The organism is Pseudomonas hefeiensis (assembly GCF_030687835.1).
In the GTDB taxonomy this organism is placed as follows: domain Bacteria; phylum Pseudomonadota; class Gammaproteobacteria; order Pseudomonadales; family Pseudomonadaceae; genus Aquipseudomonas; species Aquipseudomonas hefeiensis.
The window spans coordinates 5,237,258-5,252,735 of sequence record NZ_CP117449.1; the positions used below are offsets into that span (position 1 = coordinate 5,237,258).

Annotated in this window: 17 protein-coding genes; all 17 read right to left on the bottom strand. The window is 60.7% G+C overall.

Features of this window, described 5'->3' with window-relative positions:
• Positions 1-13: 13 nt before the first annotated feature.
• The 17 genes from PSH57_RS23560 to iscU all read right to left on the bottom strand — a co-directional run bounded on the left by PSH57_RS23560 (position 14) and on the right by iscU (position 15,454).
• Positions 14-805, bottom strand: coding sequence for an amidohydrolase (locus tag PSH57_RS23560; RefSeq protein ID WP_305385809.1), 792 nt, complete (start codon positions 803-805; stop codon positions 14-16).
• Positions 793-1,941 carry a pyridoxal phosphate-dependent aminotransferase gene (locus tag PSH57_RS23565; protein WP_305385810.1) on the bottom strand — a complete coding sequence of 383 codons (1,149 nt, stop codon included), beginning with the start codon at positions 1,939-1,941 and terminating at the stop codon, positions 793-795. The genes PSH57_RS23560 and PSH57_RS23565 overlap by 13 nt, the downstream gene beginning before the upstream one ends.
• Before the next feature lie 343 nt (positions 1,942-2,284).
• Positions 2,285-3,757, bottom strand: a complete 1,473-nt coding sequence (gene der / locus PSH57_RS23570; RefSeq protein WP_305385811.1) for a ribosome biogenesis GTPase Der — start codon at positions 3,755-3,757, stop codon at positions 2,285-2,287.
• A 202-nt stretch (positions 3,758-3,959) separates the two neighbouring features.
• Positions 3,960-5,111 carry an outer membrane protein assembly factor BamB gene (gene bamB / locus PSH57_RS23575; RefSeq protein WP_305385812.1) on the bottom strand — a complete coding sequence of 384 codons (1,152 nt, stop codon included), beginning with the start codon at positions 5,109-5,111 and terminating at the stop codon, positions 3,960-3,962.
• The gene (locus PSH57_RS23580) at positions 5,104-5,745 is read right to left on the bottom strand and encodes a tetratricopeptide repeat protein (protein WP_305385813.1); all 642 of its coding nucleotides are present in this window, start codon (positions 5,743-5,745) and stop codon (positions 5,104-5,106) included. The genes bamB and PSH57_RS23580 overlap by 8 nt, the downstream gene beginning before the upstream one ends.
• Before the next feature lie 40 nt (positions 5,746-5,785).
• Complete coding sequence (gene hisS, locus PSH57_RS23585; protein WP_305385814.1) at positions 5,786-7,075, bottom strand: histidine--tRNA ligase; 1,290 nt, start codon at positions 7,073-7,075, stop codon at positions 5,786-5,788.
• Positions 7,076-7,099: 24 nt separating this feature from the next.
• Positions 7,100-8,209: a flavodoxin-dependent (E)-4-hydroxy-3-methylbut-2-enyl-diphosphate synthase gene (gene ispG, locus PSH57_RS23590; protein ID WP_003185136.1), complete on the bottom strand. Its 1,110-nt coding sequence runs from the start codon at positions 8,207-8,209 to the stop codon at positions 7,100-7,102.
• A 3-nt stretch (positions 8,210-8,212) separates the two neighbouring features.
• A complete protein-coding gene (locus tag PSH57_RS23595) occupies positions 8,213-9,256 on the bottom strand; it encodes a RodZ domain-containing protein (RefSeq protein WP_305385815.1) in 1,044 nt (347 codons plus the stop codon).
• A complete protein-coding gene (gene pilW / locus PSH57_RS23600; RefSeq protein ID WP_256230856.1) occupies positions 9,256-10,014 on the bottom strand; it encodes a type IV pilus biogenesis/stability protein PilW in 759 nt (252 codons plus the stop codon). The genes PSH57_RS23595 and pilW overlap by 1 nt, the downstream gene beginning before the upstream one ends.
• 12 nt (positions 10,015-10,026) lie before the next feature.
• Positions 10,027-11,175, bottom strand: a complete 1,149-nt coding sequence (rlmN, locus tag PSH57_RS23605; protein WP_305385816.1) for a dual-specificity RNA methyltransferase RlmN — start codon at positions 11,173-11,175, stop codon at positions 10,027-10,029.
• Between the two features lie 28 nt (positions 11,176-11,203).
• The gene (ndk, locus tag PSH57_RS23610; protein WP_042727994.1) at positions 11,204-11,629 is read right to left on the bottom strand and encodes a nucleoside-diphosphate kinase; all 426 of its coding nucleotides are present in this window, start codon (positions 11,627-11,629) and stop codon (positions 11,204-11,206) included.
• Between the two features lie 88 nt (positions 11,630-11,717).
• The gene (gene iscX / locus PSH57_RS23615; protein ID WP_305385817.1) at positions 11,718-11,918 is read right to left on the bottom strand and encodes a Fe-S cluster assembly protein IscX; all 201 of its coding nucleotides are present in this window, start codon (positions 11,916-11,918) and stop codon (positions 11,718-11,720) included.
• Positions 11,919-11,931: 13 nt separating this feature from the next.
• A complete protein-coding gene (gene fdx, locus PSH57_RS23620; protein ID WP_003198002.1) occupies positions 11,932-12,273 on the bottom strand; it encodes an ISC system 2Fe-2S type ferredoxin in 342 nt (113 codons plus the stop codon).
• Between the two features lie 3 nt (positions 12,274-12,276).
• The gene (gene hscA, locus PSH57_RS23625; protein WP_305385818.1) at positions 12,277-14,139 is read right to left on the bottom strand and encodes a Fe-S protein assembly chaperone HscA; all 1,863 of its coding nucleotides are present in this window, start codon (positions 14,137-14,139) and stop codon (positions 12,277-12,279) included.
• A 50-nt stretch (positions 14,140-14,189) separates the two neighbouring features.
• Positions 14,190-14,711 carry a co-chaperone HscB gene (gene hscB, locus PSH57_RS23630; protein ID WP_256230858.1) on the bottom strand — a complete coding sequence of 174 codons (522 nt, stop codon included), beginning with the start codon at positions 14,709-14,711 and terminating at the stop codon, positions 14,190-14,192.
• Between the two features lie 8 nt (positions 14,712-14,719).
• Positions 14,720-15,043 carry an iron-sulfur cluster assembly protein IscA gene (iscA, locus tag PSH57_RS23635; RefSeq protein ID WP_256230859.1) on the bottom strand — a complete coding sequence of 108 codons (324 nt, stop codon included), beginning with the start codon at positions 15,041-15,043 and terminating at the stop codon, positions 14,720-14,722.
• A 24-nt stretch (positions 15,044-15,067) separates the two neighbouring features.
• Positions 15,068-15,454, bottom strand: coding sequence for a Fe-S cluster assembly scaffold IscU (iscU, locus tag PSH57_RS23640; protein WP_003185157.1), 387 nt, complete (start codon positions 15,452-15,454; stop codon positions 15,068-15,070).
• Positions 15,455-15,478: the final 24 nt, after the last annotated feature.

A 15,478-nucleotide genomic window follows, 5' to 3' on the forward strand; every position in this document is an offset into this window, starting at 1 on the left:
TGAATCGTTTCAATCAGATGAATTCGAAACGATCGGCATCCAGGTTCGCCGGGAAGCGCGCGCGGTAAGCCGCCAGGTCCGCCGCATTCAAACACACGGTGAACACCCCGTCCGCATCACCGGCACTGAGCAGGGTTTCGCCCTGGAAGTCCAGCACCTGACTGTCACCGGTATAGGCAAAGCCCTTGCCGTCGTGGCCGATGCGATTTACCGCTGCCACGTAGCACAGGTTCTCGATTGCCCGGGCCGGCAGCAGACGGTTCCAATGCTGGCGCCGCGCGCCGGGCCAGTTGGCGGTGTACAGCAGCAGGTCGGTGTCCTCGGCATCGCGGCTCCACACCGGGAAACGCAGGTCGTAGCAAATGAGCGGGCGGATCCGCCAGCCGTTGAGCTCGAACAGCACCTGACGCTCGCCCGGCGTGTAGTGATTGTGCTCACCGGCCATGCGGAACAGATGACGCTTGTCGTAATGCAGCACTTCGCCGTCCGGTCGGGCCCAGAGCAGACGATTACGATGGCTGCCGTCGGCGGCCTGGATAATCACACTGCCAGTGATCACCGCTTCGAGCTTCGCAGCCTGAGCCTGGAGCCACTTGTGCGAAGGACCGTTTTCCGGCTCCGCCAGGGTCTCGGACTCCATGGAAAATCCCGTGGTGAACATTTCCGGCAGGATAATCAGATCCGCTGCGCGCGCCTGCGCAAGCAGGCCCTCGAAATGCTCCAGATTGGCCTTGCGATCGTGCCAGGCCAGGGTGGTCTGGATCAGCGCAACGTTGAGATTGGGCAACGCACTCAGATCACGCATAGTTTTTCCGCCGCGTCGCGCAGCGTCTCCTCACGTTTGGCAAAGCACAGGCGCACCAGGCGCTGGCCTTCGGGTGGGTTCTGGTAGAACACCGAGACGGGGATCGTCGCCACACCGTGCTCGCGGGTCATCCAGACCGCCATGTCGACGTCATTGAGGTCCGGGCGGATCTGCGAGTAATCCACCAGCTGGAAATAGGTGCCAGGCACCCGCTTGAAACTGAAGCGTGAGGGGGCCAGCAAGTCGCAGAACAGGTCACGCTTGGCCTGGTAGAAGTCCGGCAGTTCTTCGACGTGCTCCGGGTGATCGGCCATGTAGTCGGCCAAGGCGTACTGCAACGGCGTCACGCCGCAGAAGCTGACGTACTGATGCACCTTGCGCAATTCCGCCGTCAGGGCGGGTGGCGCTACCACGTAGCCGGTTTTCCAGCCGGTGACGTGGTAGGTCTTACCAAACGAACTGACCACAAAGGCCCGACGGTACAGCTCCTCATGGGCCAGGACACTGGCGTGGGCGACGCCGTCGAACACAAGGTGTTCGTAGACTTCGTCACTGATCAGGTAAATGTCGCGGTCACGAATCAACGCCGCCAACTGGTCGAGTTCGGCGCCGCTGATCAGCGCTCCACTGGGGTTGTGCGGCGAGTTGAGAATGATCATGCGCGTACGCGGGCTCAGGGCTTCGCCAAGCTTCTGGAAATCGATGGCGAAATCATCCAGGCCCAACTGCACATGCACACAACGGCCACCGGCCAACTCGACGGCGGGTTCATAGCTGTCGTAGCAAGGGTCGAACACGATCACTTCGTCGCCGCTGTGAACCACTGCTGCGATGGCGCAGAAAATCGCCTGGGTCGCACCGGGGGTCACGGTCACTTCCTGGTCGGCATCGACGGTGACGCCATAGCTGCGGGCGATCTTCGCCGCGATCTGCTGGCGCAGCGCCGGCAAACCGGTCATGGGCGAGTATTGGTTATGACCTTGGGCGACATGCCGGCCGACAGCATCGCGCAGGGCCTGCGGACCATCGAAATCGGGAAACCCCTGGGACAGATTGAGCGCGCCGGTCTGCGCGGCGAGCTGGGACATCTGGGTGAAGATAGTGATGCCGACATTCGGCAACTTGCTGGTGATCATTGGGGGTTCCCTGCGTCTACACCCGGCTCTGGTGCGGCGCGGGAGAGGTCGAGGATAGCCCAATCGCCGGGCATGAAAAAGGGTGCCCATGGGCACCCTTTTATGTTGATCACTCATACCCTCTGGCAACAAGGGCTGTGGGAGCAGGGCTTGCCCGCGATGGCCGCGCTGCGGTGTGCAGGTTAAACCGCGTTATCGTTCATCGCGGGCAAGCCTTGCTCCCACAGGTCAACATCCCAACTTCCAGATCCAGATCCAGATCCAGATCCAGATCCAGACCCAGATCCAGATCCAGATCCAGATCCAGATCCAGATCCAGGTCCAGGTCCAGGTCCAGACTAGATCAGCGCTTGTCGCGGCGCTTCTTGTCGGCCTTCTTGTGGTGGGACATCAAGCGGCGCTTCTTGTTGACCTGACGGTCGGTGAGCGTGTTCTTGTTGCCTTCGTACGGGTTCTCGCCGCCCTTGAACTCGATGCGGATCGGCGTGCCGACCAGCTTCAGGACGCGACGATAAGTATTTTCCAGATAACGGACGTACGACTTGGGCACCTTCTCGATCTGGTTACCGTGAATCACGATGATCGGCGGATTGGCGCCACCCAGGTGAGCGTAACGCAGCTTGATCCGGCGGTTGTTGACCATCGGTGGCGCGTGCTCGCCGACGGCGTCTTCCAGGATCTGGGTCAGGCGGTTGGTCGGCCAGCGGGTTACCGCCGACTTGAACGAGTTCTGCACCGACGCGTAGAGGTTGCCCACGCCCGTCCCGTGCAAGGCCGAGATGAAGTGGATGTCGGCGAAGTCAACGAAGAACAGCCGGCGTTGTAATTCAACCTTGACGAAATCCCGCTCGCTTGGCGTCATCCCGTCCCACTTGTTGATCGCGATGACCAACGCACGGCCGGCTTCCAGGGCGAAGCCCAGCAGGTTCAGGTCGTGATCGACCACACCTTCGCGGGCGTCCATCACGAAGATCACCACGTTGGCGTCTTTGATCGCCTGCAGGGTTTTGACCACGGAGAATTTTTCGACTTCTTCGTGGATCTTGCCGCGCTTGCGCACCCCGGCAGTGTCGATCAGCGTGTACTTCTCTTCGTTACGCTCGAACGGGATGTAGATACTGTCGCGGGTGGTGCCGGGCTGGTCGTACACGATGACCCGGTCTTCGCCGAGCATACGGTTGACCAGCGTCGACTTGCCGACGTTCGGGCGGCCGATGATGGCGATCTTGATCCCGTCTTTTTCGCTAGGACCAGGAATACGCTTGGCTTCCTCGCCTTCGGCAACGATTTCTTCTTCGCCGTCTTCCGGTTCGTCTTCGTCGTCTCTAGGGAAATCAGACAGGGCGATTTCCAGCATCTGGGTGATGCCACGACCATGCGCACCGGCAATCGGAATTGCCTGGCCCATGCCCAACGGTGCGAACTCGGCGCGAGCCATGTCCGGGTCGATGTTGTCGACCTTGTTGGCCACCACGTAGGAACGCTTGTTACGTTTGCGCAAATGCTCGGCGATCATCTGGTCGGCGGCGGTAAAACCGGCCTTGGCGTCTACCAGGAACAGCACCACATCCGCTTCTTCGATGGCGAGCAGCGACTGCTCGGCCATTTTTTCATCCATGCCGTGTTCATCACCGGAGATGCCACCGGTGTCGACCAGAATATAGGTACGCCCTTGCCACTTGGCCTCACCGTATTGGCGATCACGGGTCAGACCGGACAAGTCGCCGACAATGGCGTCGCGAGTCCTGGTCAGGCGGTTGAACAAGGTGGACTTGCCGACGTTCGGTCGGCCCACCAGGGCGATTACGGGAACCATGCGGCTCTCCACTTCGTTATTTCAGAAAATACAAAAGCCGCTGCGAGGCAGCGGCTGGTGCTCGGGGGCCATCCTGTGGGAGCGGGTTTGCTCGCGGAAGCGGTGGATCAGTCGACATCCATGCCACCGGAACACCGCATTGGCGAGCAAGCCCGCTCCCACAAAAATGAAGCCGCTTGGGGGATTAGCCCCAAGCATAGTCTTACTTGATGGTCAGGGCTTCCAGTTTGCCGCTGTTGCCATACACATAAATCATGTTGCCCACCACCAGCGGACGGGCACGCAGGCCGTCGCTGTCGATGCGCTCACGGCCGACAAAACGACCGTCCACCTGGCTGAGCAGGTGCAGGTAACCTTCCAGGTCACCGACTGCAACGTAGCTGGAGAACACTTCCGGGGCCGACAGTTGACGACGGGCCAGGGCATCGTTACTCCACAATGCGGTGGTGGAACGCTCGTCGACGCCTTCAACCGTGCCCGAGGACAGGCTTACGTAGACGCTGCCAAAACCCTGGGCGACCCCGGCGTAGCTGGACGCATCACGCTGCCACAGCGGGCGACCGCTTTCCAGGTCCAGCGCCGCAACGCGACCCTGGTAGCTGGCGACGTACAGCGTACCGCCAGACAACAGCAGGCCGCCGTCGATGTCGACCACACGCTCCAGCTCCGAACGGCCCTGCGGGATGGCCACGCGCTGTTCCCACACCGGCACGCCGTTGGAAATATCCAGGGCAACCACTTTACCGGTCGACAACCCGGCCACCGCGAGGCGGTTGGTGACGATCGGCGCACTGGTGCCGCGCAGGGTCAGTACCGCCGGGGTGCTGTCGTACAACCAGCGCTGCTCGCCAGTGGCGGCATCCAGACCGATCAGGCTGTCATCCTGGGTCTGCACGACCACCACGTCACCGTTGGTGGCCGGCGGAGCGAGGACTTCACTGGTCACGCGGGCGCGCCATTTCTCTTCACCGCTGCTGGCGTCCAGGGCCACGATCTCGCCCTTGAGCGTACCGATCATGACCAGCCCGTAACCCACGCCAACGGCGCCGGAAACGGGCAGTTCGAGATCCTGCTCCCACTTGACGTCGCCGTTGGTGCGATCCATCGCCATCACCACGCCAGTGACGTCGGAGGCATAGATGGTGTCGCCATCAATGGCCGGCACCAGCATGTTGTAGGTTTCACCCTGGCCGTCACCGATGGAGCGGCTCCATTGCTTCTGCAGCACGACTTCTTCTTTGAAATCGGTCAGTTCGGCCGGAGGCAGTTCTTTCTTGCTGTTGCTGCTGCAACCCGCGGCCAGAATGGCCAGAGCCAGCAATGCTGCATGTTTCCAACGGATCACGTCACGCATCCCCTTTGGCCAGGTCGTCCAGCTTGATTTGCAGGCCACCGACCGCAGCTTCATCCGACAGCGCAGCCTTGGCTTTTTGGTAGGCCGCATGGGCCTCATCAGCACGACCAAGCTGTACCAGCAGGTCGCCCTTGAGTTCTTCGCGAGTCGCCAGGAACGCCTTGTCGGCATCACCGTCGAGCAGCTTCAAGGCGTCTTCGGCCTTGTCCTGTGCCGCCAGCACCTGCGCCAGGCGCTGACGCGCCACTTCGCCCAGGGTCGGGTTGGCAGGCTTGTCGACAATGGCTTTGAGCTCGATGGCGGCGTCGTCCAGCTTGCCCGTGTCTACCGCGACCTTGGCCACGAACAGGCGGCCATATTGCGCGTAGGCGGTGCCGCCGAATTCGTTGTCGAGCTTGCCGGCCAACTCTGCCACGCGGGCAGCGTCAGGCTTGCCGTCCGGGGTCAGGGTAGTTTCCAGCAACTGCTGATAGAGCATCGAAGCGCCTTGCGCCTGATTGCTCTGGTACTTCTGCCAGGCCTGCCAGCCGAACACGATGACCAGCGCCAACAGGCCGCCAGTGACCAGCGGCTTACCGTTGCGCGTCCACCAGTCCTTCAAATCCGCCAGCTGTTCATCATCGGTACTCGACACCCCAATACTCCTTAATCGCTAAATCGGCTGTTTGACAGCTTCAACCCTGCACGACGCAGGTGGCCAGGTGTGCGGCAAGCGCATCCCAGGCAATGCTTTGTTGTTCGCCCTGGCCACGCAGGGGTTTGAAACCTACCACTTGCTGGGCCAGTTCGTCGTCACCGAGAATCAGTGCATACAGCGCACCGCTCTTGTCGGCCTTCTTGAACTGGCTCTTGAAACTGCCGCCGCCGGCGTTGATCTGCAGGCGCAGGTTGGGCAACTGGTCGCGGACCCGCTCGCTCAGCGCCAGGGCCGCCAGTTCGGCTGCTTCGCCGAAGGCGCACAGGTAAACGTCGACCTGACGGGAGATTTCTTGCGGAATCTTGTCGAGCGTCTCAAGCATCAACACCAGACGCTCGATGCCCATGGCAAAACCCACGCCCGACGTCGGCTTTCCGCCCATCTGTTCCACCAGCCCGTCGTAACGGCCGCCGGCACACACGGTGCCCTGGGCACCCAGCTTGTCGGTGACCCATTCAAAGACGGTTTTGCTGTAGTAATCCAGCCCGCGGACCAGCTTCGGGTTGATGACGTAGGGAATGCCGACGGCGTCCAGGCGCGCCTTCAGGCCTTCGAAGTGCAGGCGGGATTCTTCGTCGAGGTAGTCAGCCATTTTCGGCGCATCGACCAGGATCGCCTGCGTGTCGGCGTTCTTGGTATCCAACACCCGCAGCGGGTTGGTTTTCAGGCGACGCTGACTGTCTTCGTCCAGCTTGTCCAGGTGAGCAGACAGGAACTCCACCAGCGCTTCGCGGTAACGCCCACGGGACTCGCTGGTGCCCAGGCTGTTGAGTTCGAGCTTGACCGCATCACGGATGCCCAACTCGCCCCACAGACGCCAGGTCAATACGATCAGCTCAGCGTCGATGTCCGGACCGTCGAGGTTGAACACCTCGAGGCCTATCTGGTGGAACTGGCGATAACGACCTTTCTGCGGACGCTCGTGGCGAAACATCGGGCCGATGTACCAGAGTTTCTGCACCTGGCCGCCGCCGGTAATGCCGTGCTCGAGCACCGCACGCACGCATGCCGCCGTGCCTTCGGGACGCAGGGTCAGCGAATCGCCGTTGCGGTCCTCGAAGGTGTACATCTCTTTTTCGACGATGTCGGTCACTTCGCCGATGGAACGCTTGAACAGCTCGGTGAACTCGACGATCGGCATGCGGATCTGCCGATAACCGTAGTTATCCAGCAAACGCGCCACGGTGCCCTCGAAATAACGCCACAGGGGCGTGTGCTCGGGCAGGATGTCGTTCATGCCACGAATGGCTTGCAGGGACTTGCTCACAGGTAATCCTTAAATTCGTTCGACTCAACCACGCGCGATTACAGCAGCGTCGGCTTCGACCTTTTCGGCCGCTTTCTGGCGGATCAGCCGTTCCAGTTCATCCACCAGATTGTCATTCGTCAGTTTCTGCGACGGCTTGCCGTCGATGTAAATCAGGTTCGGTGTACCGCCGGTGAGGCCGATATGGGCCTCCTTGGCTTCACCCGGCCCGTTGACCACGCAACCGATCACCGCGACATCCAGCGGCACCAGCAGATCCTCCAGGCGCCCTTCCAGCTCGTTCATGGTCTTGACCACATCGAAGTTCTGCCGCGAGCAGCTTGGGCAGGCGATGAAGTTGATGCCACGGGAACGCAGGTGCAGGGACTTGAGGATGTCGTAGCCGACTTTCACTTCCTCCACCGGATCGGCCGCCAACGAGATGCGGATGGTATCGCCAATCCCTTCGGCGAGCAGCATACCGAGGCCGACGGCGGATTTCACCGTGCCCGAACGCAACCCACCGGCTTCGGTGATGCCCAGGTGCAGCGGCTGGACGATTTCCTTGGCCAGCAGGCGGTAGGCTTCGACGGCCATGAACACGTCGGAAGCCTTCACGCTGACCTTGAAGTCCTGGAAGTTCAGGCGTTCCAGGTGCTCGACATGGCGCAGGGCCGATTCCACCAGCGCAGCCGGGGTCGGTTCGCCGTATTTCTTTTGCAGGTCTTTTTCCAGCGAACCGGCGTTGACGCCGATGCGGATCGGAATGCCACGGTCGCGGGCGGCATCCACCACCGCACGCACGCGGTCTTCGCGGCCGATGTTGCCCGGATTGATGCGCAGGCAGTCCACACCCAGCTCGGCCACGCGCAGGGCAATGCGGTAGTCGAAGTGAATGTCGGCCACCAGCGGCACTTTGACCAACTGCTTGATTTTGCCGAACGCCTCGGCGGCGTCCATGTCCGGCACGGAAACCCGCACGATGTCGACACCGGCGGCTTCCAGTCGGTTGATCTGCGCAACGGTGGCCGCTACGTCGTTGGTGTCGCTGTTGGTCATGCTTTGCACAGCGATGGGCGCATCGCCGCCAACAGGAACGTTGCCGACCCAGATCTTTCGCGATTCGCGACGTTTGATTGGAGATTCGCCGTGCATGACTTATTGACCCAACTTCAGGCGAGCGGTCTCGCCACTGGTGAACGGAGCCACGTCGACCGGTTGGCCGTTGTAGCTGACCTGCGCGCCACGGGCATAACCCAGGCGTACGGCAAACGGCGGCGTGCCGTTGACGGAGGTACTGTCGCCCTTGCGCTTGAGGCCACTGAACAGCACCTTGCCGCTACCGTCGGTGATCTGCGTCCAGCAGTCGGCGGTAAATTGAATCTGTACCTGGCCTTCACCGGCAGCGGGTGCGACAGCCGCTACCGGAGCTGTTGGCGCTGTCGGCGCAACCTGTGCGGCGGCTGGTGCGGCTGGGGCCTCTACAGCAGGGGCCGGCGTGCTCGGTACGGCCGGCGCTGAAGCAGCCGGCGCGCTGGCGGTCGGCGCGGGCGTGGTCGGTGCAACGGGTGCGTCCGCCGGAGCAGCCGGAACAATTGGTTCAGCACCAACGGAGGCATCAGTGCCGTCCTGCCCCTGAGGCAACACCAGAGTGCTTTCCCCTGCGGTCTGGCCTTCCACGACAGCCTGATCTTCCGGCTCGTCCAGTGGATGTATGCGGGTGGTGCCGTCGGCGCCTTCGACCTCAACATGCTCAGGGCTCATGCCGATCGGATCCTTGGCCCGCAAAGAGGCCTGGTCCTGCCACCAGAGGAAACCGCCACCAATCACCGCGATCAACAGCAGCAAACTGACGATTCGCAAAATGGTGTGGGAAACGCGAACCGGCTCCTCGATGCGACCCAGGCTGTGCACGCTGCTGCCCTGGGCATCGGAACCGGTGTATTGATCGAATTGCTGGACCAGTTCGGTCTGGTCCATGTCGAGCAATTTGGCATAGGCACGGATGTAGCCCCGGGCGAAAGTATGCCCAGGCAGTTTATCGAACGCGCCGGCTTCCAGGTTGCCCAGGGAGGTCACGGTGAGATTGAGCTTGAGGGCCACCTCTGCCAGCGACCAACCATGGCTTTCGCGAGCTTGGCGCAGGGTCTCACCGGGATTTACGCGAGTCGCTGCTACAACTTCAGGATGCGCCGCTTTCATCATTGCTCCGACAGGTATTGCTGATATTCCGGCGTACCGGGATAGAGTCTTTTTAGTTGCAGGCCAAAACTGGCGGCCTTGTCACGATCTTCAAACACGTGGGCCAGCCGCACACCGAGCAATAGACTACGTGCATTTTGCTCGCTCAGCAGGCTAAAACGTTCGTAATAATCCCGCGCGGGCACATAATGCCTGTCTTCGTAAGACAACTCAGCCATTTCCAGCAATGCCCGCGGCTGCTGACGGTTGAGCCGCAGCGCTTTTTCAAGCTGCTGGCGGGCCAGATCACGCTGACCGAGTTTGGAAGCCGTCATGCCCAGGTTTTCAAACACCCGTGACCGCTCTGGGTAAAGGGTATCGGCGGTCGCCTGCTCGAAGCGCTCGTAGGCCTCTTTATAACGCTTCTGCTCGAAAAGGAAGCTGCCGTAGTTGTTCAGGATCCGTGCATCCTGCGGCAGGGCGGACAGCGCCTTGCGAAAATGCGCGTCGGCCAGCTCAGGTTCCATCTCGGCCTGGAAGACCAACGCCAGGGCCGCATTGGCATCGGCGTCTGAATCGTCCAGCTCCAGGGCTTTCTTGAGCGGCACCTTGGCCCGCTCGGTCATGCCCTGTTGCAGATAGCCTATGCCCAATTGCACATAGGCTTCACGCGCCTCGTCGCGCCCCTTGCTGGTTTTCATGGGGTTGTAGTCACCCGACAGAACACAACCGGCGCAAAGACCGGCCAACAGCAACAGCAGCGCGAAGCGCAGGGACATAGAGATCCTCTCTTAGTGACTGTTCGCAGCGTTTTGCGCGGCATCGTCGGCGGCGTTCAACTCACGCACGGCAATGTAACGCTCACTGCGACGGGTGCGATCCAGCACCTGTCCTACCAATTGGCCGCACGCGGCGTCGATGTCTTCGCCGCGGGTAGTACGCACGGTGACGTTGAAGCCAGCGTGGTGAAGCTGGTCCTGGAAGCGACGAATCGCGTTGTTGCTCGGACGCTCGTAACCGGAATGCGGGAACGGGTTGAACGGGATCAGGTTGATCTTGCAAGGGATGTTCTTGAGCAGCTCGATCATCTCGACCGCATGTTCAACCTTGTCGTTCACGTCCTTGAGCAGGGTGTACTCGATGGTCAGCACGCGTTTTTCGCCCAGGGACGACATGTAGCGCTGACACGACTCCAGCAGCATCTTAAGCGGGTATTTCTTGTTGATCGGCACCAATTGGTTACGCAATGCGTCATTGGGTGCGTGCAGCGACAACGCCAGGGAAACATCGATGTGCTTGGCCAGCTCATCGATCATCGGCACCACGCCGGAGGTGGACAGGGTCACCCGGCGCTTGGAGATGCCATAGCCCAGGTCATCCATCATCAGGTGCATGGCGGCGATGACGTTGTCGAAGTTCAGCAGCGGCTCACCCATGCCCATCATCACCACGTTGGTGATGGCACGGTCGACGGTTGCCGGGACGCTGCCAAAGGATTTGTTGGCAATCCACACCTGGCCGATCACTTCGGCGGCGGTGAGGTTGCTATTGAAGCCTTGCTTGCCGGTGGAGCAGAAACTGCAATCCAGGGCACAGCCTGCCTGGGACGAAACGCACAAGGTGCCGCGTTTGCCCTGGGGAATGTAAACGGTCTCGACGCAACTGCCGGACGCCACGCGCACCACCCACTTACGGGTGCCGTCGCTGGAGATGTCCTCGCTGACCACTTCCGGACCGCGAATTTCAGCAACAGCCTTGAGCTTTTCGCGCAGGGCCTTGCTGACATTCGTCATGGCGTCGAAGTCGTCGACGCCAAAGTGGTGAATCCATTTCATCACCTGGCCGGCACGGAAACGCTTCTCCCCGATCGAGTCGAAGAATTTCTCCATTTCCGGCTGGGTCAGACCCAACAGGTTGGTTTTGCCGTTTGATGTAGTCATGGATTCACCTTCACTCAAAAGCCTGGGCTTAGCGAGTGGTTACTTCAGTAGCGGAGAAAAAGTAAGCGATTTCGCGAGCAGCAGCGGCTTCGGAGTCCGAACCGTGAACGGCGTTGGCGTCGATCGACTCAGCGAAGTCAGCACGGATGGTGCCGGCAGCCGCTTCTTTAGGGTTGGTAGCACCCATCAGCTCACGGTTGCGAGCAATGGCGTTTTCGCCTTCCAGCACCTGAACGACAACCGGACCGGAAGTCATGAAAGCAACCAGCTCACCGAAGAAGCCGCGCTCGCTGTGCTCAGCGTAGAAACCTTCGGCTTCGGCCTTGGACAGTTGCTTCATTTTCGAAGCTACAACGCGCAGGCCAGCGTCTTCGAAGCGGGTAACGATCTTGCCGATCACGTTTTTAGCAACGGCGTCAGGCTTGATGATGGAAAAAGTACGTTGAACAGCCATGGTGTAACTCCAGAAACGGTAATTTGCGAAAAATTAAACCCGCGAATTATACGCGGGTTCAGGGGTATTGCCTAACCTGCCAGGTGGATCAGTCGATTTCTTCGATCCAGAGCTGCTGGACAGCTTCCAAGACCTTCTCGCCACAACGGCCAGAGGTACTGTCGAATTCCGGCAGCTCCATGATCCAGCGCTGTAAATCGACAAAATTCACAGTCAGCGGATTCACGTCCGGCTTGGCTTCGGCCAACTCTTCTGCGATGCGTTGTACATCATTCCAACCATAGCTCATGACAGTGTCACCATCAGTGCGGCGCTTCGGCCGCATGGTTAAGCGAATATTTCGGAATTTCGACCACCAGGTCTTCGGTTCCGACCTTGGCCTGGCACGTCAGGCGCGACGTCGGCTCCAGGCCCCAGGCCCGGTCAAGATAGTCTTCTTCCAGCTCATCGGCCTCATTCAGCGAGTCGAAACCCTCGCGAATGATGCAATGGCAGGTGGTGCAGGCACAGACGCCGCCACAGGCGCTCTCGATCTCGATGTGGTTGTCATGAGCCACTTCGAGAATGGACTTGCCGGTTTCGGCCTCTACCACCATACCGTCCGGGCAATGCTCGGCGTGTGGCAGAAAAATGATCTGCGGCATCAGTTATTCCTCAATTTCATTCAGGTTGCGCCCCGCCAGGGCGGCTTTGACCGTCGAATCCAGGCGGCGGGCAGCAAAGGCATCGGTGACTTGCGACAGACGCTTGGTCTGTTGCTCAATGGCATAGCCATCGGTGCCTTTGATCAATTCAGACAATTCCTGCATTTGCAGCTCGATCACCATGCGCTCCTCGGCATCCAGCAGACGGTCGCCATCGGCCTCAATAGCGGCCTGCACGGCTTCGACCAGACGCTGGCCGTCGACCTGCTGCTCACGCAATACACGGGCGACCTTGTCGTCGCTGGCATGCTGGAACGAATCCTTGAGCATTTTGGCGATTTCGCCGTCGGTCAGGCCGTAGGACGGCTTGACCTGGATGCTCGCCTCGACGCCCGAACCCAGCTCGCGGGCGGAGACATTGAGCAAACCGTCGGCGTCGACCTGGAAGGTCACGCGGATCTTCGCCGCACCGGCCACCATCGCCGGGATGCCGCGCAATTCGAAGCGCGCCAGGGAGCGGCAGTCGCTGATGAGTTCACGCTCGCCTTGCAGCACATGAATCATCATGGCCGACTGGCCGTCTTTATAAGTGGTGAAATCCTGGGCGCGGGCAACGGGGATGGCGGTGTTGCGCGGAATCACCTTCTCCATCAGACCACCCATGGTTTCCAGGCCCAAGGACAACGGAATCACGTCGAGCAACAGCAGTTCGCCGCCGTCGCGCTTGTTCCCGGCCAGGGTATCGGCCTGGATCGCGGCGCCGATGGCAACCACCTGGTCCGGGTCGATTTCAGTCAGCGGCTGGCGGCCAAAGGCCTCGGCAACGGCTTCGCGAACCCGCGGCACACGGGTCGAACCACCGACCATGACCACGGCTTTAACGTCTTCGAGTTCCACGCCGGAATCACGCACGGCGCGGCGACAAGCCTTGAGGCTGCGGGCGACCATGGGTTCGATCAGCGCATCAAAGGCTTCACGGCTCAGAGCAGCCTTCCAGTCGCCGTACGCCACTTCGACACTTGCCGCGTCGGTCAAGGCTTCCTTGGCGGCGCAGGCCGTTTGCAGCAGGTGACGTTGCGCACCCGGATCAAGGTCGGCGGACAGGCCCGCTTGCTCGATGATCCAGCCGGCGATGGCGTGATCGAAGTCATCGCCGCCCAGGGCGCTGTCGCCGCCAGTGGCCAGGACTTCGAAGACGCCGCCGGTCAGGTGCAAAATGGAAATATCAAAGGTGCCGCCACCCAAGTCGTAAATTGCGACGAGGCCTTCGGCGTGCTGGTCCAGGCCGTAGGCCACCGCAGCGGCAGTCGGCTCGTTGAGCAGGCGCAACACGTTCAGACCGGCCAGCTTGGCCGCGTCCTTGGTGGCTTGACGCTGAGCGTCGTCGAAATAGGCCGGGACGGTGATGACCGCACCGACCAATTCACCGCCCAACGCCGCTTCGGCGCGCTGGCGCAGCACCTTGAGAATATCGGCTGAAACTTCAACCGGGCTTTTCGGGCCCTGCACGGTTTCAATGAACGGCATGTGGGACTCGCCGCCGACGAAACGGTACGGCAACTGATCACCCAATTGCTTGACGTCGGACAGACCACGCCCCATCAGGCGCTTGACCGAGACAATGGTATTGAAGGGATCGGTCGCGGCGGCCAGCTTGGCTGACTCGCCCACTTCCACGCGATCGGCGTGATAGCGCACGGCGGACGGCAGGATCACCTGCCCCTGCTCATCGGCCAGCGGTTCGGAAAGACCGCTGCGCAAAGCAGCGACCAGGGAATTGGTAGTACCCAAGTCAATTCCCACAGCCAGGCGACGCTGGTGCGGTTGTGGACTTTGGCCGGGTTCGGCGATCTGCAGTAGGGCCATCGTAATCAGGACTTATCTGTAATCAGGCGTGCGACCGGAGCGGCACTGGGTTAATCGTCGAGGCGCTCTTCTAGTTGGCGCACTTCGTAGGTGAGCTTGTCGAGGAACTGCATGCGCCGCATCAGGCGTTCGGCCTGTTCGCGTTGCGCGGCATCGTCCCAACAGGCTGCGAAGCTTTCGTTCAAGGTGTGCTGGGCGTCCTTCAAGCGGCGCTTGAACACCGCGACACCGGCCAGATCGGCGCTGTCTTGCAGATCTTCGAGTTCTTCGCGCCACTGCATCTGTTGCAACAGAAACTCGGGATCATGCACGGTGACTTCCAGGGGCAACTCATGACCGCTGATGGCCAGCAGATAACGCGCGCGCTTGGCCGGGCTCTTGAGTGTCTGGTAAGCGTCGTTGAGGTTCGCCGACTGTTCCAGCGCGCGCCGCTGCTCTGCCTCCGAGGCATCAGCGAAGCGGTCGGGATGGACACCGCGGGCCAGCTCCAGATAACGAGCGGACAACTGCTCGAGATCCAGGGAAAAGCCCGGCTGCAACTGGAACAAAGCAAAATGACAAGGAGTACCCACAAGCCGCCTCAGATGTTGAAGCTTTCGCCGCAGCCACATTCACCGCGCACGTTGGGGTTGTTGAACTTGAAGCCTTCGTTCAACCCTTCCTTGACGAAATCCAGTTCAGTGCCGTCCAGGTACGTCAGGCTTTTCGGGTCGATGATCACTTTCTGACCGTGACTCTCGAACACCTGATCGTCATCGCCCACTTCGTCGACGAATTCCAGCACGTAGGCAAGACCAGAGCAGCCCGTGGTGCGAACACCCAGGCGGATACCCTCGCCCTTGCCGCGCCCTTCAAGAGAACGCTGCACATGCTTAGCTGCCGCTTCTGTCATCTGGATAGCCATGAAAACTCCTTACCTGTGCGCGGATCAGATCAAGCCTTTCTTCTGCTTGTAATCGCGCACGGCAGCCTTGATGGCGTCCTCGGCGAGTACCGAGCAGTGGATCTTCACTGGCGGCAGGGCCAGTTCTTCGGCCAGCTGAGTGTTCTTGATGGTTTCAGCCTCATCAAGGGTCTTGCCCTTCATCCACTCGGTGGCCAGGGAGCTGGACGCAATGGCGGAACCGCAGCCGTAGGTCTTGAACTTGGCATCTTCGATGATGCCTTGCTCGTTGACCTTGATCTGCAGGCGCATGACGTCGCCGCACGCTGGGGCGCCGACCATGCCGGTGCCAACATCAGGATCCTGCGCGTCCATCTTGCCGACGTTGCGCGGGTTCTCGTAGTGGTCGATGACCTTTTCGCTATATGCCATTTGCTTCAATCCTCATCAGTGAGT